The sequence below is a fragment of the Acinetobacter sichuanensis genome (genome assembly GCF_003024515.2).
GTDB classification, from domain to species: Bacteria; Pseudomonadota; Gammaproteobacteria; order Pseudomonadales; family Moraxellaceae; genus Acinetobacter; species Acinetobacter sichuanensis.
The window spans coordinates 16,206-36,923 of record NZ_PYIX02000037.1 but is presented as its reverse complement, the minus strand read 5'-3'; the positions used below and the strand labels follow the sequence as shown (position 1 = coordinate 36,923).

Below are 20,718 nucleotides of genomic sequence, written 5' to 3'. Positions count from 1 at the left end.
TTAAAGGCTTTCATTTAATCCAACAAATTGCTTCTCAATCGGGGTAAACACATGGTCATTTCGAGCAATGAGATACAAGCCAATTTCACGATATTGTTCAGGTACTTCCATATAATATTGGATTTTAAACTTCTCAATGAGCGACTTTGCAATCATGGAAATACCCATACCAAGTTGAGTAAATTGAATCAATGCCTCATGATCAAAAATATGAGTCATTTCACCTTTTTTAATGTGATAATCAGTAAAAATTTGATCTAATGTTGTTGAATAACAACATTGTTCAGAAGCCAATAAAATATTTTGATGATGCAGACAATCAGTAAAATGATCATGATTAATTATATTTTTTCCAATGATCACAAGTTCATCGTCAGCTTTATGAATATATTGCAAATTCTTCTGTTTTGGATGCCCAAGCACATAAGCAATATCTAAATTTCCCTGCAAAATTTCATCTTCGATAAAACCTGTTGCCCCCGTTTTCATGGTGATGGAAAGGTCGGGATAAGTTTCATAAAGTTGATGAAACGAGGGATAAAAACGCATGCCTCCCATACTAGTATTGGTACCAAAACGCAGCTTTTTTTCTTGTTGATAAATCTTATTTTCAGTTTCTTCCCAAGTAAACAGCATTTTTTTATATTGATCATACAAATGAATGCCTGATTCAGTCAGTTCAACGCCTTTGGGCTTACGAATAAAGAGTTGACGTTTATAGTGATTTTCAATTTTTTTGATTTTTGCGGTCATATTGGACTGTAAATAATTCAGCTTATTTGCCGCGGCTGTGATGCTTTTAAGTTCAGCAACTGTGACAAAAGATTTAATATCATTAATGTCAATATTCATATAAAACCTCAAGATTTAGTCAACTGACTGTAGAAAAAAGCAAAGAAGAGTCGGAATGTTTGGCAATACACATCAAAAAAAATGATGTATCTATTAAAACATAGCATTATTCATGATGTCATTTATTTTTTATACTGAACAAACTTTCTATTTTTGAGTACAGCAAATGAACATTAAAGTTGTGAGTGCCATTGCGTTGCTGTGTTTAGTATGGGGATCATTATGGGGACTGGTCAAACATAGTCTTTCAATCTTTCCGCCTTTTTTATTTGTTTCAATGCGCCTGATTTTGGCTGCATTGACGTTGATGATTGTGCAAGCTGTACTTAGAAAATCGATTTTACCAAATCAAGGTGATTGGAAAGCGTTGATTATTTCTAGTTTAATGATTTGTTTTGGTTTTTATGCAACACAAGTTTTTGCGATGCAGTTTGTAGACTCAGGACTGTCAGCGGTTTTGGTGTTTACAATGCCTATTTTTATTGGCGTATTGGCACATTACTTTTTAAATGAGCGTTTAAATTCGCAAAAAATTATGGGACTGATTTTAGGTACTTTGGGACTGGTTGCGATTCTGTGGCCTCAGTTACAACATATTCATGTCAATGTGGCTTTAATTGGACAATTTTTCCTGATTCTTTCTGGCTTTTTCTGGGCTTTAACCACCATTTATATGAAAAAGAATTTTGCAACATACGACAAAATGAAATTGACCATTTGGCAACTTTTGCTAGGTGGAAGCGTGATTTTAATCGGGGCTTTGGTATTTGAACCGATCAATTTGAGTGTGTGGACAAATCCTTTAAATAGTTCGATTTTGTTTTATATTGCTGTCATTGGAACAGGGTTTGCCTTTGTACTTTGGAATTGGATCGTGAGTCAGGTGGATACTTTTGTGGCTTCTATCTCGATTATGTGTATTCCAATTTTAAGTTTATTTTTTGGTTATGTTTTATGGCATGAACCTTTGACAGTCAATATTTTGATCGGTGCTGCTTTTATTTGTTCAGGCATTATTTTTAGTTCATTAAAAATAAAAGCTCAATCACGAAGTGCTGAGCAAAAAAGTCTATCTTGATAGAGAAAAGCCAATAAAAAACTTTATTTTATAGATAAGTGTTGTCGTAATTTTGACAGAAAATCTCTCTACAATTCAGTAAAATGCTGAGCTTTTGTAGAGAGATTTTTTAATTTTTGAGAGAAAAAAGCAAAAAGTCGATTTAAAAAAATTGAAAATTTAAATCTAAGACTAAAGTTGTAGCTGTTTTTTTATAAATGTTATTTTTAGGAAAAATATAAATAAAAACAGCAAATTTTCTTTACTTATTTTTAAATTAATCAGCAAAAATACTTGAACCAATCCACATAATTTCAAATAAATTGGTATGACCAGTATTTGTATTTTGGTTTTTAATTGCTTATTTTATAGAATAATTCTACAATTTTGCGCTAAATGGGTGGGTATTTAGGTTTTATTACAAAATTGGTATGACCAATTTTAACTTAATTTAAATATCTGATCTGACCAAATTCAACTTTCCTGAAAGCATTTCAAGGAGATGACAATGCTTCACCAATGGCAACAAATTTATGATCCGATGGGCAATATCTGGATTTCCAGTTTAGTTGCCTTGATCCCAATTATTTTCTTCTTTCTGGCATTGGCTGTGTTCAGAATGAAGGGCAGTGTCGCAGGTACAATTACCGTTGTACTGGCGCTTTTAGTGTCGTTATTTGCCTACCAAATGCCGACGGCAATGGCTTTTGCCTCAATGGTTTATGGTTTTTTGTATGGTCTGTGGCCAATCGCATGGATCATTATCGGGGCAGTGTTTCTTTATAAAATTTCAGTGAAAACGGGTCAGTTCGATATTATTCGTTCTTCGATACTGTCGATTACTGAAGATCAGCGTTTACAAATGCTGTTTGTGGGTTTTGCCTTTGGTACCTTTCTTGAGGGAGCAGCTGGCTTTGGTGCACCTGTGGCGATTACCGCAGCGTTATTGGTTGGCTTAGGTTTTAAACCATTGTATGCAGCAGGTCTGTGCCTGATTGTAAATACTGCGCCTGTTGCATTCGGTGCAATGGGGATTCCAATTATTGTGGCAGGGCAGGTTTCAGGCGTTGAAACCATGGAAATCAGCCAGATGGTCGGTCGTCAGTTGCCATTTATGGTGATTATCGTGTTGTTCTGGATCATGGCAATCATGGATGGTTGGCGTGGTGTGAAAGAAACATGGCCTGCGGTGATTGTCGGTGGTGGTTCTTTTGCTTTGGCACAATACTTGACTTCGAACTTTGTTGGTCCTGAACTGCCTGATATTACAGCGGCAATTGCGGCATTGGTTTCGCTGACCATTTTATTGAAATTCTGGAAGCCAAAACATATTTTCCGTTTTGCCAATGAAGACAGCTCGATTGATGAAAATCTTGCTGCACAAAAACAGCAAAAATACAGTATTGCTCAGATTGCCAAAGCATGGTCACCGTTTGCGATTTTAACCGCAATGGTTACGATCTGGAGTATTCAGCCATTTAAAGCATTATTTGCCAAAGATGGTGCGCTTGCAGATTTAGTGATTTCGATCAAAGTGCCATTTTTACATCAAATGATTCAAAAAATGCCACCTGTGGTCAATGAAATCAAAGACTACGATGCCATTTATAAATTTGACTGGTTGTCTGCAACGGGTACAGCGATTTTTATTGCTGCGATCATTACCATCATTTATTTAAAAATGAAGCCAAAAGATGCTGTAGTGACTTTTGCTGAAACAGTGAATGAACTGAAAATTCCAATTTATTCAATTGGGATGGTGTTGGCTTTTGCATTTATTGCCAACTATTCAGGCATGTCTGCAACGCTTGCGCTTGCACTTGCGCATACAGGTCAGGCATTTACCTTCTTCTCACCATTTTTGGGATGGCTGGGTGTGTTCCTGACAGGTTCAGATACATCGGCAAATGCATTGTTCTCTGCATTGCAGGCGACCACAGCACAACAAATTGGTGTACCCGAAGTTTTACTTGTTGCAGCCAATACCAGTGGTGGGGTGACTGGCAAAATGATTTCACCACAATCCATCGCTATTGCCTGTGCGGCAGTCGGTTTGGTGGGTAAAGAATCTGATTTGTTCCGTTTTACCGTCAAGCACAGTATTACCTTTACTGTGATGATTGGTATTATTATCACATTACAAGCCTATGTGTTCCCATGGATGATTCCATAACACGACGTTGAATGTGAGCTGAGGAAAGCAGATGAAAGTCTCTGACAAGATTGTACAAAATTTAAAGTTGTTGATTGAAGACAACAATATGCAAGTCGGAGACCGTTTACCTGCGGAACGTAAGCTATGTGAACAACTCGCAGTTTCCCGTTCCTCTTTGCGTGAAGCCATTCAACAACTGACCAGTACGGGCATGCTGGTCAGCAAAGTCGGAGCGGGTACTTTTTTGCAGCAACTGCCAAGCAATTGGTCGAAATATCAGATTGTTGAACCGCTCAGTAATCTGATCGATGAAGATCCTGCCTATCGTTTTGATGTGCAGGAAGCCCGAATTATTTTGGAAGGTGGCACGGCATGGTTTGCCGCCCAGCGTGCCACACCACAGGATCTGGAAAATATCCGTCAGTGTTATGACCAGATCACCCATTTTCAGGCATTGGGAGATGACCATCAGGCAGCCATTGCCGATGCAAAGTTTCATCTTGCCATTGCTGAAGCCTCGCACAATCTGGTCTTGATTCAGATGATGCGGGGTTTATTTGATTTGTTGCAATACAACGTGGTTTTGGGCAGACGCAAAGTCTATACCGAAGCCAAACGTTACGATCAGTTGCGTGACCAGCACTTTCAGGTGATGGATGCAATTGAGCGACAGGATCCAGAAGCTGCCCGAAGTGCAGTGTGTGGACATATTGAGTTTGTAGTTCAACAAGTACGAATGATTGATGAGGAAGAAGCCCGTCGTCAACGTGCAAGTCGATTAAACAGGATATAGAACATGATTATTTCTTCTGCAAATGACTACCGTGAAGCCGCGCGACGTCGTCTACCGCCATTTTTATTTCATTATATTGATGGTGGTGCATATGCGGAATATACCCTAAAACGCAATGTGGAAGATTTATCAAAAATTGCACTCAGACAACGTGTGCTCAATGACATGTCGCAACTGAGTTTAGAAACGAAGCTGTTTGATGAAACCTTGTCGATGCCTGTTGCGCTGTCGCCTGTAGGTTTAACAGGCATGTATGCACGCCGTGGTGAAGTGCAGGCAGCGGTTGCTGCTGACAAAAAAGGTATTCCTTTTACCTTATCTACCGTATCCGTCTGCCCGATTGAAGAAGTTGCACCTGCCATTAACCGTCCTATGTGGTTCCAGTTGTATGTGCTGCGTGACCGTGGTTTTATGAAAAATGCGCTGGAACGTGCTAAAGCCGCGGGTTGTTCAACTTTGGTATTTACCGTGGATATGCCAGTTCCGGGCGCACGTTACCGTGATGCACACTCAGGTATGAGTGGTCCAAATGCAGCAATGCGTCGTTATATGCAGTCTTGTTTCCATCCACACTGGGCATGGAATGTTGGCATGATGGGACGTCCGCATGACTTGGGTAATATTTCTAAATACCTAGGCAAACCTACAGGTCTGGAAGATTATATTGGTTGGTTGGGCAATAACTTTGACCCATCGATTTCATGGAAAGACCTAGAGTGGATTCGTGAGTTCTGGGATGGTCCAATGGTGATCAAAGGCATTCTTGACCCTGAAGATGCTAAAGATGCAGTACGTTTTGGTGCAGATGGGATCGTAGTGTCTAACCACGGTGGTCGTCAGCTCGATGGCGTTTTATCTTCTGCGCGTGCGCTTCCGCCTATTGCCGATGCTGTGAAAGGTGATATTAAAATCTTAGCGGATTCAGGTATTCGTAACGGTTTGGACGTGGTGCGTATGCTTGCACTTGGTGCAGATACTTGTATGTTGGGACGTGCCTTTGTATATGCATTGGGTGCAGCAGGTGGTGATGGTGTTTCCAATCTGCTTGATTTAATTGATAAAGAAATGCGTGTGGCAATGACTTTAACAGGTGCTAAAACCATTGCAGATATTACCTCTGATTGTTTGGTTAAGTTAGAGAAAGAGTTAGCGGGTTAAATACGTCATTTCAGATGCATTGAAGTTCCTTCTCCCTTTGGGAGAAGGTTAGGATGAGGGGAAGAATTTATCTCCTTCATTTAATTGAAAAGCACCTCTCCCTAACCCTCTCCTGAAAGGAGAGGGAACACATTTATAAAATGGAAGACTCTAGGACCATGCAAACTCAATCATCAAACACCATCCAAAACCTCATCAACATCGTGGGTCAACAACACGTTTTGACAGATGACAATGACACACGCCTATACCGCCAAGGTCGTCGCTATGGTTCGGGGCAGGTATTGGCTGTGGTGGTGCCGGGGACTTTGCTGGAACAATGGCAAGTGTTGCAGGCTGCGGTGAATGCAGATTGTATTGTAATTATGCAGGCGGCAAATACAGGTTTGACGGGCGGTTCAACGCCATTTGGTGATGATTATGACCGCCCTGTGATTCTGCTGAGTACCCGTCGTCTGGTAGGTATTCAGGTGATTAATGAGGGACAGCAAGTCATTTGCCTGCCGGGTGCAACGCTGGATAAACTTGAAAAAGATTTGGCACAATTTAACCGTGAACCACATTCGGTGATTGGTTCATCATGTATTGGTGCATCGGTTTTGGGTGGTGTGTGCAATAACTCAGGCGGTGCGTTGGTGCGCCGTGGTCCGGCATATACTGAACTTGCTCTATATGCACAGGTCAATACTTCGGGCAAGTTAGAGTTAGTTAATCATCTCGGAGTGAATCTAGGGCAAACCCCTGAAGAAATTCTATCGAATCTTGAAAATAAAAATTATCAAATCAAAGACATTGTTAACAATGCAAGTTGCTGTGCATCGGATCAGCGTTACTCACATGATGTGAAGCAGGTCGATGAAAATACTCCTGCACGTTTTAATGCTGACCCAAGCCGTTTATTTGAAGCATCAGGTTCGGCAGGTAAAGTCTGTGTTTTTGCGGTGCGTTTGGATACCTTTGAAAAAATTCCAAGTCAGGTGTTTTATGTTGGTACCAATTCACATGATGATTTGACAGAAATTCGCCGTTTCTTGCTCAAAGATTTGCCACGTCTGCCGATTGCAGGGGAATACATTCACCGTGTTGCTTATGACATTGGTGCGGAATATGGCAAAGACACTTTCATGTTCATTGAAAAGTTTGGTACGGCAAAAGTACCTGCTGCATTTGCCATGAAAGACAAAGTCGATGGTTATCTGGAAAAACTTCATTTACGTGGTTTATCCGATAAATTTTTGCAACTTGTGACCAAGTTCATGCCAAATCATTTACCGAAACGTATGAATGAATTTCGTGACTTATATGAACATCATTTGGTGATTCGGATTGAAAATCAGGATGTTGATCAAGTTGATCATTTTCTGAAATGCTATTTTGCAGATAAAAATTCAGGTAATTATTTCCGTTGTACCGATGAAGAAGGGCGTAAAGCATTTTTACATCGCTTTGCGGTGGCAGGTGCTGCGATTCGTTATCGTGATACACATCGTTCAGAAGTGGAAGATATTGTTGCACTGGATATTGCGCTACGTCGAAATGACCGTGAATGGGTGGAAACTTTGCCAAAAGAGATGGATGAACAAATCATTCATAAACTCTATTATGGGCATTTTTTATGTCATGTGTTCCATCAGGATTATATTGTTAAAAAAGGCGTAGATCCTTTGGCAATGGAGCATGCAATGTGGCATTTGCTTGATGATCGTGGTGCGGAATATCCTGCTGAACATAATGTTGGGCATTTATATGTGGCTAAACCTGCATTGAAAAATCATTATCAAAAACTTGATCCAACCAATAGTTTTAATGTGGGAATTGGGCAGACAAGTAAGTTAAAGCATTGGAAATAATGCTTTAATTTTAAAAATGATGCATTAAGCCATGTAAAGACATGGCTTTTTTATTTGTGTTGACCGATTTTAGAAGAAATAAACCCCAAAACAAATGCACTGAGAAAAAATACAATTGCTGAATACAATACAGAGTGACTACTAAAATAAACGGCTAAAGTTGCTAAAACGACAATGGCAGTACATAGCCAAATTGCTAAACTAGAAGATTGTGTATCTTGTGTTGTCATAGAGGTAAAACTTTCTGAATTTTCAAAGGGATCGGTCTGATCTTTAAGTTTTGATTCTAATACGATCTGTGGAGTTTCACCATAAAAAAAGTAACAATGATCTTCAAAACGGGCAAAGTCTTGACGCTGAAATTTTGCGAAATCTGAGTTTTGTGCTGTATTTAACCGATAATTTTCAAGTTGTTGTAAGGGATGCAGTAAAAATTTAGCATCATCAGGATCTAAAGGTAAGCCATTGGTTCTAAGCAAAATATATTGAGGATAATGCTGTTCGATCATCGCTTGAAAATCTGCAAAATAGCCTACATTCTCCGCACCAAAAATCTCAATAAAAACAGATTTTTGCTGTGCTAAATTGACCAAAGCCTGCTGCCGATCAATGACTAAATAGGCATAATGTTCATCAGCACATTCCTGTTGATATTCTTCAAAATCATTTTGGTGATGAATATCGTTAAAATCTAAATCTTCAATGTATTTTGCCCAATGAAGATTGTTCTGTTTAAACAGCATGAACCATAAAATTGGAATAAAAGCATTTGCTTCAAGTTCAAAAGAAGCAGTCTGAAAAAAATCTTGCCATTGATTTTGGCTGCCCAAAGGCATATGACTAAATGTTGAACTGGTTAAAAATACAGGATGGCTCATGATCTTCGATGCTCTATTTTTAAGTTTTATGATGATGTGATTTAGCCTAGCCTAACTTTATGATGAGAATTGTTGTAAAGCTGTAGGGTTCAGTATGCAAGAATTAGTTTTATTTTTATATATTGATGAAATTGACATTATCAACATGGAAAAAAATAGAAGTAGTCATCCTAAAATTTCTAAATTTCGATACAGTAGTATGCAACAAGTTGCAAAGCCAAATATTAAAAAAGGATGTGCCATGACAACTCGCTATGCCAATATTTTAAAACCGTTGCATTTAGGATTTACGACCATTAAAAACCGTGTGGTTATGGGGTCAATGCACACAGGTTTAGAAGACCGTTTTTATAATTATCCAAAACTCGCTGCTTATTTTGGTGAGCGTGCCAAAGGTGGTGTAGGGCTGATTATTACGGGTGGGATTTCACCTAACCGTCAAGGCTGGTTATTGCCTGCTGGCGGTACTATGAATACCTTGGGAGATATTGCGCCACACCGCTTGGTCACCCATGCAGTACATAAGCATGGTGCCAAAATTCTCATGCAAATCCTGCATGCAGGTCGTTATGGTTATCAACCTTTTGTGGTTTCATCAAGTCCAATCAAGTCACCAATTTCGCCTTTTAAACCACGTCAAATGAGTGATCGTCTGATTTTAGATACCATTCAGGATTATGCCAAAACTGCAAGTCTGGCAAAAAAAGCGGGTTATGATGGTGTGGAAATTATGGGTTCAGAAGGCTATCTGCTGAATCAGTTTTTAAGCCGCCATGTCAATCAGCGTGAAGACCGTTGGGGTGGACCAATTGAAAACCGTATGCGTTTTGCCGTGGAAATTGTCAAAGCCATTCGTGAACAAGTCGGTGAAAAATTTATTATTTGTTTCCGTTTGTCTTTGCTGGATTTGGTTCATGATGGCAATACCATGGATGAAGTCATTACTGTAGCGCAAGCATTGGAAAAAGCAGGCATTACACTGTTAAATACAGGCATCGGCTGGCATGAAGCTCGTGTTCCTACCATTGTGACTTCGGTACCACGTGCAGCTTTTGTCGATTATACCGCTGAAGTGAAAAAACACGTTTCTGTACCTGTTATTGCATCCAACCGAATCAATATGCCTGATACAGCAGAAGAAATTCTGGCAGCAGGCAAAGCAGATATGGTGCAGATGGCACGTCCATTACTTGCCGATGCATTTTGGGTGAATAAAACAGCAACCAACCGTGTTGATGAAATTAATACTTGTATTGCGTGTAACCAAGCATGTTTAGACCACAGTTTCCAAAATAAACGTGCGAGTTGTTTAGTCAACCCACGTGCTGCACATGAAACAGAACTGGTCTATCTAAAAGCGAAAAAACCGAAAAAAATTGCGATTGTCGGTGGTGGTGTGGCAGGCATGTCTGCAGCAACGGTTGCGGCTGAGCGTGGGCATCAAGTGACTTTATTTGAAGCAGCAAATGAAGTGGGTGGACAATTTAACCTTGCGAAAGTCGTGCCTGGTAAAGAAGAGTTTCATGAAACTATTCGTTATTTCAAAGTTCAGATTGAAAAAACGGGTGTGGATTTACGTTTAAATACCAAAGTCAATCGTGAGCAACTTGAGCGTGAAGGCTTTGATGAAGTCGTGATCGCTACAGGTGTAGTACCTCGTGCATTAAAGATTGAAGGCAGTGATGCACCGCAAGTGTTGTCTTATGCAGAAGTGTTACGTGGTGTACCTGTGGGACATAGTGTTGCTGTCATTGGTGCAGGTGGGATTGGTTTTGACGTATCGGAATATTTACTTAAACCTGAACATCAACCTCAGCCACAACCTTTGGCAGACTGGCAACGTGAATGGGGTGTTGACTCAAATCCAAACTATATGACCGAAGGTGGTGCTGTTCCTGCTGAGGTTGAAGCACCGATTCGTCGGATTTACCTGATGCAACGTAAAACAACCCCGTTGGGCATAGGTTTGGGTAAAACGTCTGGTTGGGTTCATCGTGCACAACTGAAAAAACATGCAGTGCGTATGATGCGTGGTGTGCAATATAAGGCTGTGACTAATGAAGGTTTATGGGTTGAGGTCAATGGTCATGACCAATTATTGCGTGTTGATACGATTGTTGTGTGTGCAGGTCAGGAGTCTGTGAAAGATTTGATGCCGAATGAAGGTGAAAATACCTTGGCAAACTATCACGTGATTGGTGGTGCCAAGCTCGCAGGTGAGTTAGATGCTAAACGTGCAATCCGTGAAGGTGCTGAAATTGCAGCCAAACTTTAAACAAAATCATTCATTTTGGTGAAACATTATGCACTTGAATGCTTTAAGCTTATATTTTACTTGTCATAATTTAAAAAGCTTAGTATTCTTTCGCACATGGAAGCGTGGCAGAGCGGTTTAATGCACCGGTCTTGAAAACCGACGAGGGTGCGAGTCCTCCGTGAGTTCGAATCTCACCGCTTCCGCCAAATATTTAAAAGACCCTTGATCATTCAAGGGTCTTTTTTTGCTTTTATTTTTGATTAGTGTAGTTTATTGAATAAAAATAAATTACATCAGCTTATAAGTTATTTGCTATGGAAAGATATTCCAATTGTCTTATTGGTCGAATCAAGACTGCCATATTTAACTTTTTATAAAATTTCAATAGCACTATTCAATCTATAGTTACCACTGAATTTAAAGCATTGTTGAATATTTCAGTGCATTTTTATACGCCACCATAGGGTTGTGCGCAATCATTGCTCATTTTTGCTGCCATTGAGTATGATGAAGGCAATAAATCGTAATATTAAACTGGCACGTCATTTGCATTTCTTCTGTCATGAAAAAGTGATCTAGGGTTCCGATACTTCAATTGTATGTCTGAGACCGAGAGTTCACGGCTCGCTTGAGCTACACGGAGGGATAAAAGCCCGGGAGGTTGGACTAATCAGCAGAGGTCAGGCAAATGAGCAGATCAGACAGCATCTTTCACGATCAGACTCCATTATGGACAGAACTTTTACCAGGCGGACATCATTGGTCGGGACGTATTCGGCGGGGCACATTGTTGCAATTTCAGGCATTGGGCGCACAAGCCAATGTGTCCTTATTTTGTGTAAATGCTGAAGATAAACTTGAGCGTTTTAATATGCCTGACAGTTTAAAAGCACAACATACTGCATTTTTAAGTACAGGGCATATTCTGATGTCCGATCTGGGGCGGGTCATGGCTTCCATCGTCAGAGATGATCATGGTTGGAATGATGTTTTTTGTGGTGCAAGCAGTGCTGAACAAATTGAAAAACAATTTGGCAAACAGACTTTTCAGGATGCACGTAATGAAATGTACCGCAATGGCAAGGACAGTTTAGTCCTTGAAATGAGCAAATATGCTTTGGGGTGCAGTGATTTAAGTGCAACCCTGAACTTATTTTCCAAAGTCAGCCCTGATGATGCAGGTCATCTGAGGCATATTCCATCAGATTGTACCCATCAAATGCTTCAGTTGCGTTTTGAAATGGATTGTCTGGTGTTTTTATCCGCTACACCACACGGCTTGGATCAAAGCAAATCCTATCAACCTGCTGATATACAACTTTCCTTATTTAAAGCTTTGCCTTTGGCAACAACAGATGTCTGCCGTGATGCCTGTCCACAAAATCAACGGGCTTTTCAAAATAATCATCGCTACTACGCCTTGGCGGGTTAAACGGGAGAATGAAAATGACGACATCAGCAATATTTAAAAACACAGTCATTGATGAGGTCTGTCTTGCAGGCGAAGCATGGATGTGTGAGGTAAAACAGGGACAGTATTTTCGTATTGTGGACTTGGAGGGTAATCAGGCGGTCGATACTTTGTTCATCTCGGCGGAAAATCCTGAGGAGCGTTATAGTGCAACAGATACCTTAGCCCTGAATCGACAGATTTATCTGGAAAAAGGAAGCATTTTATACAGCAACCTTGGGAATCAAATTGCCACCATTCATGATGATAATTGTGGTCGTCATGACACCCTAGGTGGCGCATGTTCGTGTGAAAGTAATACGGTACGCTACTCGCTTGATAAATATCCAATGCACAGTTGCCGCAATAATTTTATGACAGCTTTATCACAGCATCCTATTGCGCTTAAACATGAACTAAATGTACGCCATATTGGACCCAATATTAACTTTTTTATGAATGTACCTGTCACCGCAGAAGGTGCATTGAAGTTTGATGATGGGATTTCAGCACCAGGAAAATATGTGGAAATACTGGCCGCAATGGATTTAATTGTGCTGATTTCAAATTGTCCACAACTCAACAATCCTTGCAATGCTTATAACCCAACCCCCATTCAACTGATTGTCCATCATGGTGAGGAGGCATAAAAATGTTGAATAAAGTCCTGATTGCCAATCGTGGTGCGATTGCTTGCCGCGTCATTCGTACATTAAAAAAATTAGGAATCGCTTCTGTTGCAGTGTATTCCGAAGCAGATCGTGACTCTTTGCATGTGACTTTGGCGGATGAAGCGGTCTTTATTGGGGATTCATCTGCAAGTCAAAGCTATTTAAATATTGAAAAAATACTTGAAGTCGCCAAGCAGACAGGGGCTGAAGCGATTCATCCTGGTTATGGTTTTTTGTCTGAAAATGCCGAATTTTGTGATCTTTGTGAGAATCAAGGCATCGCATTTATTGGACCCACTTCAAGTCAGATGAAAGACTTTGGTTTAAAACATACCGCACGTGAGTTGGCAATTAAAAGCCAAGTCCCATTGCTTCCGGGAAGTTCCTTATTGGCAGATGAGGCAGAAGCATTACGGGAAGCCTCACGGATTGGCTATCCTGTCATGTTAAAAAGTACTGCAGGGGGTGGCGGTATTGGTATGCGTTTAGTGTGGAATGAAACGGAGCTTAAAGAGGCTTATCAAACCGTTTCTTATCTTGCACAAGCAAACTTTAAAGATGCAGGATTGTATTTAGAAAAATTTGTAGAGCATGCCCGACATATTGAAGTACAAATTTTTGGTGATGGCAAAGGGCAAGTATTGGCTTTAGGTGAACGTGATTGTTCCGTACAACGCCGTAATCAGAAAGTCATTGAAGAAACACCTGCGCCGCACCTGAATGATGAGCAACGTGATTATTTACAAGATGTTGCGATTCAATTGATGCAGTCTGTCAACTATCGTTCGGCAGGGACTGTCGAATTTGTGATGGACACAGAAACACAGCAATTTTATTTTCTTGAAGTCAATACCCGTTTACAGGTTGAGCATGGTGTGACCGAACAGGTTTTTGGTGTAGACCTTGTGGAATGGATGGTGACCCTTGCAAGTGGTGATTGGACTGCACCAACTGAAAAGTTACAGTCGCAAGGGCATTCTATACAGGTTCGTTTATATGCTGAAGATCCTGTCAAGCAATTTCAACCGAGTGCAGGTTTGCTGACCTCTGTGAAATTTGATGATAATGCACGAGTAGAAACCTGGGTGGAAACAGGTTCCAATGTGTCATCATTTTATGATCCGATGATTGCGAAAATCATTGTCACTGCAAAAAATCGTGATGATGCGATTCAAGCCATGACAGATACATTGGCAAACACCTCAATTGCAGGCATTGAAACCAACCTTGAGTATCTGGAAAATATTATTGCCTGTGATGTGTTTCATCAAGGCACACAGACCACACGCTTTTTAAATACGTTTGAATGGACTATACAAAAAATTGAAGTCTTACAGGCAGGGATTCAGACTGCTGTGCAAGACGTTACGGGGCGGGTGGGCTATTGGGATGTTGGGGTGCCGCCATCGGGTGCAATTGATCCCTTATCATTGAATATTGCCAATCAACTGCTCGGCAATCCGCATAATAGTGCAGGTCTGGAATGTACTTTGCAGGGTCCGACATTAAAATTTCACTGTGACAGTCAGATTGTCATCACAGGTGGTGACATGGTTGCAACCTTGGATGGTGAAGCTGTTGCTATGTGGCAAAGCATCATTGTCAAAAAAGGGCAAATCCTGAAAACAGGTCAAATCAAAACAGGCTGCCGCAGTTATATTGGTATCAAAGGTGGGTTGAAAGTACCTAAGTATTTGGGTTCTCAGGCAACTTTTACTTTAGGGCAGTTTGGTGGGCATGCAGGGCGCAATTTATTGGTCGGTGATATGTTGCCGATTACGGCATATCACGCAACAGATCCATCAGCAGAAATCAGGGCATTGGCACCAACGCAAAGACCAACATTCAGCAATACATGGGAAATTGCCGTGATGTATGGACCTCATGGCGCTCCTGATTTTTTCACAAAAAAAGATATTGAACGATTTTTTGCACAGACATTTGAAATTCATTTTAACTCAAGCCGTACAGGTGTGCGGTTGATTGGTGAAAAACCTGAATGGGCACGAATGGATGGAGGTGAAGCAGGTCTGCATCCGTCCAATATTCATGACAATGCGTATGCCATTGGTGCAATCGACTTTACAGGCGACATGCCAATTATTCTTGGTCCAGATGGTCCAAGTCTGGGGGGATTTGTCTGTCCTGCGGTGATTATCCATTCGGAGCTTTGGAAAGTTGGACAACTCAAGGCAGGGGATCAGGTCAGATTTGTTCCTGTCAGCTATGCACAAGCCAAAGTATTAAATGAAAAATATCATGCTCAAATGACAGCATTAGATAGCTTGGAAGCAACATTTGATGAACCATTTTATCCTGAACTGGCGACACTCAAAAATGCAATATTGGATACTTTAAAAGGTCAAAATGGTGCGCCTGATGTGGTTTATCGCCCAGCAGGTAACAACTATATGCTGGTTGAATATGGTGAATTAGTTTTAGATCTCAATTTACGCTTTCGTATCCATGCGCTCATGCAATGGGTAAAAGATCAGAATATTCAAGGGATTATTGATCTGACACCGGGGATTCGTTCACTGCAAATTCATTTTGATTCGATTCAACTGGATCAATTGGATTTATTACGTTTACTTCAAGTCGCTGAAACGCAATTGCCTGATGTGAGTGAAATGCAGGTGCCTTCACGAACCGTTTATTTACCCTTGGCTTGGGAAGACTCACAGACTCAGTTAGCGACTGAGCGTTATATGCAGACAGTGCGCCATGATGCGCCGTGGTGCCCTGATAATATTGAATTTATTCGTCGTATCAATGGTTTAAAAGATAAACAAGCGGTTAAAGATGTGGTGTATAACGCCAACTATTTGGTGATGGGACTCGGTGATGTTTATCTTGGTGCACCAGTCGCAACACCACTTGATCCGCGTCATCGTTTAGTGACCACCAAATATAATCCTGCACGGACATGGACACCTGAAAATGCAGTGGGTATCGGTGGCGCATATATGTGTGTTTATGGCATGGAAGGTCCTGGGGGGTATCAGTTTGTTGGGCGTACTACGCAAATGTGGAGTCGTTATCGTCAAAATCCTGATTTTGCCGAAGGCATGCCATGGCTGTTACGTTTCTTTGACCAAGTGAAGTTTTATGAGGTTTCTGAAACTGAACTTTTGCAAATGCGTGAAGATTTTAAAGCAGGGCGTTTGCAGTTACGCATTGAAGAAGGTGTATTAAACCTCAAAGAATACAATGAGTTTTTGCAAGAGAATCAAGAAAGTATTCACGCTTTTAAAACCTTACAACAAGCGAACTTTGATGCTGAACGCCGTCGTTGGCATGAGGCAGGGCTTCAGGAATATATTTCTGAAAGTCTGGATGCTGTAGATGATGGCGAAGCAGTTACGATTCCTGAAGGTGGTTGTGCTGTTGAATCTCATATGCCAGGTTCTATTTGGAAAATTGAATGTGCTTCGGGTGATATTGTGGAAGAAGGCGCAACATTAGCTGTGATTGAAGCCATGAAAATTGAGATTCCCATCATTGCGCCTGAACGGATGAAGGTTGAGGAAATTGTGATTGAAAAAGGGCAAAGGGTGAAAACAGGGCAAGTGTTGTTTACGTTGGCTCCTGTGGCTTGATTCTATTTATAAGGATATTTTGTTATAAAAAAAGCCAATCATAAATGATTGGCTTTTTGCTTGGAGGCTTTATATAAGCTTAAGCTTCAATGGTTTGCACTGTAATTTTTTTGGCAGGATCGGTTTTACGACGCACTGCTGGAACAGGTTCGCCATAATATTGACGGTCTGCAAAATAGCTTGAACGCACCATAGGCGCAGCCCAAATATTTCTAAAACCAAGCTTTTGACCATGTGCAGTATAGCGCTCAAATTCTTCAGGCGTTACAAAACGGTCAATTGGCGCGTGTTCTTTGGATGGCTGTAAATACTGACCAATGGTGACATAGTCAACACCATGTGCATGTAAGTCATCAAGTAATGCAATCACTTCTTCTTCAGTTTCACCAATACCCACCATCAAACCACATTTGGTTGGTACATCTGGGCAGTATTCTTTAAACATTTTCAATAAGTTCAAAGAATGTTGATAATCTGAACCTGGACGCATGGCTTTATATAAACGCGGTACAGTTTCAATATTGTGATTGAATACATCAGGTGGGCATTCAGTCATAATACGTAAAGCGACATCCATACGACCACGGAAGTCTGGAACTAAAATTTCGAGTAAAGTATTAGGGCTTAAAGATCGAGCTTCTTTAATACAATCAACAAAATGTTGCGCACCACCATCGAGTAAATCATCACGGTCTACAGAAGTAATAACAGCGTATTTTAGACCTAGATTTGCAATCGTTTCAGCCATATGGCGTGGTTCATCAGCGTCAAGTGCATTTGGACGACCATGTGCTACATCGCAGAATGGACAACGACGTGTGCAAATATCACCCATAATCATAAAGGTTGCAGTACCACCACCGAAACATTCAGGTAGATTTGGGCAAGCGGCTTCTTCACAAACGGTATGTAGTTTTTGTGCACGCAATGTTGTTTTGATGCGTTGAACTTCATCAGGCGCAGCCATTTTCACTCGAATCCAATCAGGCTTTCGAGGTGTTTCAACCGTTGGTATAACTTTTACAGGAATACGAGCAACCTTTTCTGCACCACGTAATTTTACACCCTGTTCTGGTTTACGGTTTTCTGACATATTCAACTTTTCCACTGTTTTTGACGAGGAGATCTGACACGTTAACTGAACATTCGTTTAAGGAATGTATATAAGTTGTCATTCAAACTGATTTTTACATTATAACGGAAATGCGAAATGATGGGGTAAAAACACTATTCATTTACTAAATGTGCTCATCACAGAATATATGCTAGGTAAATACAGCAAAACAACCAACTTTAAGTCATAATATGCAACAAGACGAGTGTACCAATAAAGTATGAGGAGCTTTGAATGCCACGTAAAAAAGAACTGGTGAGCGGGAATTTTTCAAAATATGATGCAGTTGTACTCGGTTCTGGTCCTGCGGGTGAAGGCGCGGCAATGAAGCTTGCAAAATCAGGTAAGCGCGTTGCAATCATAGATGTACGTGAACAGCTTGGTGGTAATTGTACACATGTCGGTACTATTCCAAGTAAAGCATTGCGTCAAACAGTATCTAGTATTATTCGTTACCAACGTGATCCATTGTTTAAAAAAGTTGGAGATTGGAAACAATTTACGATGAAACAAGTATTACGTAACGCACATAAAGTGATTCAACAACAAGTTGATACGCATTCACGTTTCTATGATCGTAACAATATTGATGTATTCCATGGTCGTGCATATATTCAAGATAAAAATACAGTCTTAATTTTTAATGAAGACGGTGTTAAAGAGAGCCTAATTTGTCAGCAAATTGTCGTGGCAACAGGCAGTCGACCATACCGTCCACAAGGTTTAGATTTTAATCATCCACGTGTATTTGATTCAGATAAAATTTTAGACCTAGATTATACCATTCATAAAATCATCATTTATGGTGCAGGTGTAATTGGTTGTGAATATGCATCCATTTTCATTGGTTTAGATCATAAAGTTGATTTGATCAATACGCAGCATCAGCTTTTAAGTTATCTAGATGATGAAATTGCGGATGCCTTGTCTTATCACTTACGTGAGCAAGGTGTATTGATTCGTCATAATGAACAAATTGATCATCTTGAAACCTTTGATGACCATGTTGTACTACATTTACAAAGTGGTAAGAAAATCAAAGCTGATGCTATTTTGTGGTGTAATGGTCGTTCAGGAAATACAGATGGTTTAGGTTTGGAAAATGTGGGTATTCATCCAAATGGTCGTGGTCAAATCGCTGTAAATGAGCAATATCAAACTGAAGTAGAAAATATCTATGCGGCAGGTGATGTTGTCGGTTGGCCTTCGCTGGCTTCGGCTGCGTATGACCAAGGGCGCTGTGCTGGTGCGAACATGAGCGGTGAAGAAAATGTTAAACCTGTAACGGATATTCCAACAGGGATTTATACCATTCCAGAAATTTCTTTCTTTGGTAAAACTGAAAGTCAGTTGACTGCTGAAAAAATTCCATATGAAGTGGGACAAGCATCATTCCGCCATTTGGCACGTGCACAAATTACAGGTGATACGGTCGGCGAGCTTAAAATTTTGTTCCATCGTGATACGTTAGAGCTTTTAGGCGTGCATTGTTTTGGTAATAATGCGGCTGAAATTATCCATATTGGTCAGGCAGTAATGCAGAGTGGTAACAACACCATTAAGTATTTTGTTGAAACGACATTTAACTATCCAACGATGGCTGAAGCTTACCGTGTGGCAACCTTAAATGGTATGAATCGTTTATTCTAAAAGCATCCGATCTTATCTAGATTAGATCAATGTGACTTTTAAACCCGTAAGTTTAGGCTTGCGGGTTTTTTATGGATTCTGTACAACCTTTATATTCAAAAAAAATAAAATCTGGAAAATGGCATGAGCATTCAATCTGTCACCATCAAAGGCTTTCGTTCAGTTCGGAATATCACTTTACCCCTGCAACAACTCAATATTATCAGTGGGGCGAATGGTTGCGGTAAATCCAATCTTTACAAGGCTGTGCGGTTATTGCATGAAGCAGCCAATGGGCGTTTATCAGAGGCGATTGCAGAAGAGGGTGGTATTCAAAAAGTGATGTGGGCAGGTGGGCATCGTGCAGGAGATCGAGCCAAAGACCCAAAGCGAATGATCTTGTCAGTAGAAATGCAACATTATGATTATCAAATGGAAATCGGTTTTCCTGAACCTCTAATCAGTTTGTTTGCATTAGATCCATTGGTCAAAAAAGAAAATCTTTGGCTGAGCGGTTATCAACGTCGGCGCATGAGTGAATTAATGGAGCGTGTTAATCAAGCTGCCTTTCTTAAAAATGTCGATGGTGAACGTGTCAGTTATCCAATGTTGTTAACGCAGGAAGATTCGTTGTTTGGACAATTGGCAGATCCACATTTATATCCTGAAATTTCACAGATTCGTGAAACCATGAGAAATTGGCGTTTTTATCATGAATTTTCTGTCAGCTCATCTTCATCTATGCGTGTTCCTCAAGTGGGCATTCGCTCACCTGTTTTAAGCCATGATGGTGCAAACTTAGCTGCTGCTTTTGAAACTTTGCGCGAACGTGGGCAAACTGAAACGTTGTTGACTATTTTGCAAAAGGCATTTCCACATACGCAATTTTATGTTGAAGAATTGGGAGGGCGCTTTCAAATGATGATGAAAAAAGAGGGCGTTTTGCGACCTTTGGAAAGTGCTGAATTTTCAGATGGAACTTTAAGGTTTTTATGTTTGGTGGTTGCTTTACTCAGCCCAAGACCGCCATATTTTATGGCGCTCAATGAGCCTGAAAATAGTTTACACCCCGATTTATTGCCTACACTTGCAATGCTGATCGCAGAAGCGAGTCAATATACTCAGATTTTAGTCACCACACATTCTCCTGATTTAGCAAAAATGATTCAAACTTATCGTGAAGTCAATCATATTCAATTAGATCAAAAACAAGGTGAAACCGTCATTGTGGCGATATCCTGAAAAGCTTGATCAG

Annotated in this window: 14 protein-coding genes, 1 tRNA gene and 1 riboswitch; of the genes, 12 read left to right on the top strand and 3 right to left on the bottom strand. The window is 40.5% G+C overall.

Features of this window, described 5'->3' with window-relative positions:
- The gene (locus C9E89_RS17305; RefSeq protein WP_107009582.1) at positions 1-852 is read right to left on the bottom strand and encodes a LysR family transcriptional regulator; all 852 of its coding nucleotides are present in this window, start codon (positions 850-852) and stop codon (positions 1-3) included.
- A gap of 166 nt (positions 853-1,018) precedes the next feature.
- On the opposite strand from C9E89_RS17305, the gene C9E89_RS17300 reads away from it, so the two are divergent.
- The 5 genes from C9E89_RS17300 (at position 1,019) to dld (ending at position 7,865) form a co-directional block, all read left to right on the top strand.
- Positions 1,019-1,930, top strand: coding sequence for a DMT family transporter (locus tag C9E89_RS17300; protein ID WP_107009581.1), 912 nt, complete (start codon positions 1,019-1,021; stop codon positions 1,928-1,930).
- Positions 1,931-2,411: 481 nt separating this feature from the next.
- Positions 2,412-4,082 carry an L-lactate permease gene (gene lldP, locus C9E89_RS17295; protein WP_171405165.1) on the top strand — a complete coding sequence of 557 codons (1,671 nt, stop codon included), beginning with the start codon at positions 2,412-2,414 and terminating at the stop codon, positions 4,080-4,082.
- A 31-nt stretch (positions 4,083-4,113) separates the two neighbouring features.
- A complete protein-coding gene (lldR, locus tag C9E89_RS17290) occupies positions 4,114-4,857 on the top strand; it encodes a transcriptional regulator LldR (RefSeq protein WP_107009579.1) in 744 nt (247 codons plus the stop codon).
- Between the two features lie 3 nt (positions 4,858-4,860).
- Positions 4,861-6,015, top strand: a complete 1,155-nt coding sequence (lldD, locus tag C9E89_RS17285; protein ID WP_107009578.1) for an FMN-dependent L-lactate dehydrogenase LldD — start codon at positions 4,861-4,863, stop codon at positions 6,013-6,015.
- Between the two features lie 158 nt (positions 6,016-6,173).
- The gene (dld, locus tag C9E89_RS17280) at positions 6,174-7,865 is read left to right on the top strand and encodes a D-lactate dehydrogenase (RefSeq protein WP_107009577.1); all 1,692 of its coding nucleotides are present in this window, start codon (positions 6,174-6,176) and stop codon (positions 7,863-7,865) included.
- Positions 7,866-7,915: 50 nt separating this feature from the next.
- Here dld and C9E89_RS17275 read toward each other — a convergent pair whose 3' ends face one another.
- The gene (locus C9E89_RS17275) at positions 7,916-8,743 is read right to left on the bottom strand and encodes a hypothetical protein (protein ID WP_107009576.1); all 828 of its coding nucleotides are present in this window, start codon (positions 8,741-8,743) and stop codon (positions 7,916-7,918) included.
- Between the two features lie 241 nt (positions 8,744-8,984).
- Here C9E89_RS17275 and C9E89_RS17270 point away from each other — a divergent pair, with 241 nt between their 5' ends.
- The 5 genes from C9E89_RS17270 (at position 8,985) to uca (ending at position 16,720) form a co-directional block, all read left to right on the top strand.
- On the top strand, positions 8,985-11,018 hold the full coding sequence (locus C9E89_RS17270; RefSeq protein ID WP_107009584.1) for an NADPH-dependent 2,4-dienoyl-CoA reductase: 2,034 nt from the start codon (positions 8,985-8,987) through the stop codon (positions 11,016-11,018).
- Between the two features lie 98 nt (positions 11,019-11,116).
- A tRNA-Ser gene (locus C9E89_RS17265) sits at positions 11,117-11,206 on the top strand.
- A 358-nt stretch (positions 11,207-11,564) separates the two neighbouring features.
- Positions 11,565-11,662, top strand: a riboswitch (guanidine-I (ykkC/yxkD leader).
- A gap of 26 nt (positions 11,663-11,688) precedes the next feature.
- Positions 11,689-12,432, top strand: coding sequence for an urea amidolyase associated protein UAAP1 (locus C9E89_RS17260; RefSeq protein ID WP_107009575.1), 744 nt, complete (start codon positions 11,689-11,691; stop codon positions 12,430-12,432).
- 14 nt (positions 12,433-12,446) lie between these two features.
- The gene (locus C9E89_RS17255) at positions 12,447-13,100 is read left to right on the top strand and encodes an urea amidolyase associated protein UAAP2 (protein WP_107009583.1); all 654 of its coding nucleotides are present in this window, start codon (positions 12,447-12,449) and stop codon (positions 13,098-13,100) included.
- 2 nt (positions 13,101-13,102) lie between these two features.
- Entirely contained in the window at positions 13,103-16,720 is a 3,618-nt protein-coding gene (gene uca, locus C9E89_RS17250) for an urea carboxylase (protein WP_107009574.1), read from the top strand.
- Positions 16,721-16,799: 79 nt separating this feature from the next.
- Here uca and lipA read toward each other — a convergent pair whose 3' ends face one another.
- Positions 16,800-17,813 (bottom strand): lipoyl synthase, encoded by a 1,014-nt coding sequence (gene lipA / locus C9E89_RS17245; protein ID WP_107009573.1) that lies wholly within the window; start codon positions 17,811-17,813, stop codon positions 16,800-16,802.
- Positions 17,814-18,068: 255 nt separating this feature from the next.
- Here lipA and sthA point away from each other — a divergent pair, with 255 nt between their 5' ends.
- On the top strand, positions 18,069-19,484 hold the full coding sequence (gene sthA, locus C9E89_RS17240) for a Si-specific NAD(P)(+) transhydrogenase (RefSeq protein ID WP_107009572.1): 1,416 nt from the start codon (positions 18,069-18,071) through the stop codon (positions 19,482-19,484).
- 123 nt (positions 19,485-19,607) lie between these two features.
- Positions 19,608-20,705, top strand: coding sequence for an AAA family ATPase (locus C9E89_RS17235; protein WP_107009571.1), 1,098 nt, complete (start codon positions 19,608-19,610; stop codon positions 20,703-20,705).
- The last annotated feature ends 13 nt before the right edge of the window (positions 20,706-20,718 follow it).

Excerpts from the sequence above, each read along its gene's own strand:
- C9E89_RS17235 (WP_107009571.1), top strand. The coding sequence starts at position 19,608 with ATGAGCATTCAATCTGTCACCATCAAAGGCTTTCGTTCAGTTCGGAAT.
- lipA (WP_107009573.1), bottom strand. The coding sequence starts at position 17,813 with ATGTCAGAAAACCGTAAACCAGAACAGGGTGTAAAATTACGTGGTGCA.
- sthA (WP_107009572.1), top strand. The coding sequence starts at position 18,069 with ATGCCACGTAAAAAAGAACTGGTGAGCGGGAATTTTTCAAAATATGAT.
- C9E89_RS17260 (WP_107009575.1), top strand. The coding sequence starts at position 11,689 with ATGAGCAGATCAGACAGCATCTTTCACGATCAGACTCCATTATGGACA.
- C9E89_RS17270 (WP_107009584.1), top strand. The coding sequence starts at position 8,985 with ATGACAACTCGCTATGCCAATATTTTAAAACCGTTGCATTTAGGATTT.
- uca (WP_107009574.1), top strand. The coding sequence starts at position 13,103 with ATGTTGAATAAAGTCCTGATTGCCAATCGTGGTGCGATTGCTTGCCGC.
- dld (WP_107009577.1), top strand. The coding sequence starts at position 6,174 with ATGCAAACTCAATCATCAAACACCATCCAAAACCTCATCAACATCGTG.
- lldP (WP_171405165.1), top strand. The coding sequence starts at position 2,412 with ATGACAATGCTTCACCAATGGCAACAAATTTATGATCCGATGGGCAAT.
- C9E89_RS17305 (WP_107009582.1), bottom strand. The coding sequence starts at position 852 with ATGAATATTGACATTAATGATATTAAATCTTTTGTCACAGTTGCTGAA.
- C9E89_RS17275 (WP_107009576.1), bottom strand. The coding sequence starts at position 8,743 with ATGAGCCATCCTGTATTTTTAACCAGTTCAACATTTAGTCATATGCCT.
- C9E89_RS17255 (WP_107009583.1), top strand. The coding sequence starts at position 12,447 with ATGACGACATCAGCAATATTTAAAAACACAGTCATTGATGAGGTCTGT.
- lldR (WP_107009579.1), top strand. The coding sequence starts at position 4,114 with ATGAAAGTCTCTGACAAGATTGTACAAAATTTAAAGTTGTTGATTGAA.
- lldD (WP_107009578.1), top strand. The coding sequence starts at position 4,861 with ATGATTATTTCTTCTGCAAATGACTACCGTGAAGCCGCGCGACGTCGT.
- C9E89_RS17300 (WP_107009581.1), top strand. The coding sequence starts at position 1,019 with ATGAACATTAAAGTTGTGAGTGCCATTGCGTTGCTGTGTTTAGTATGG.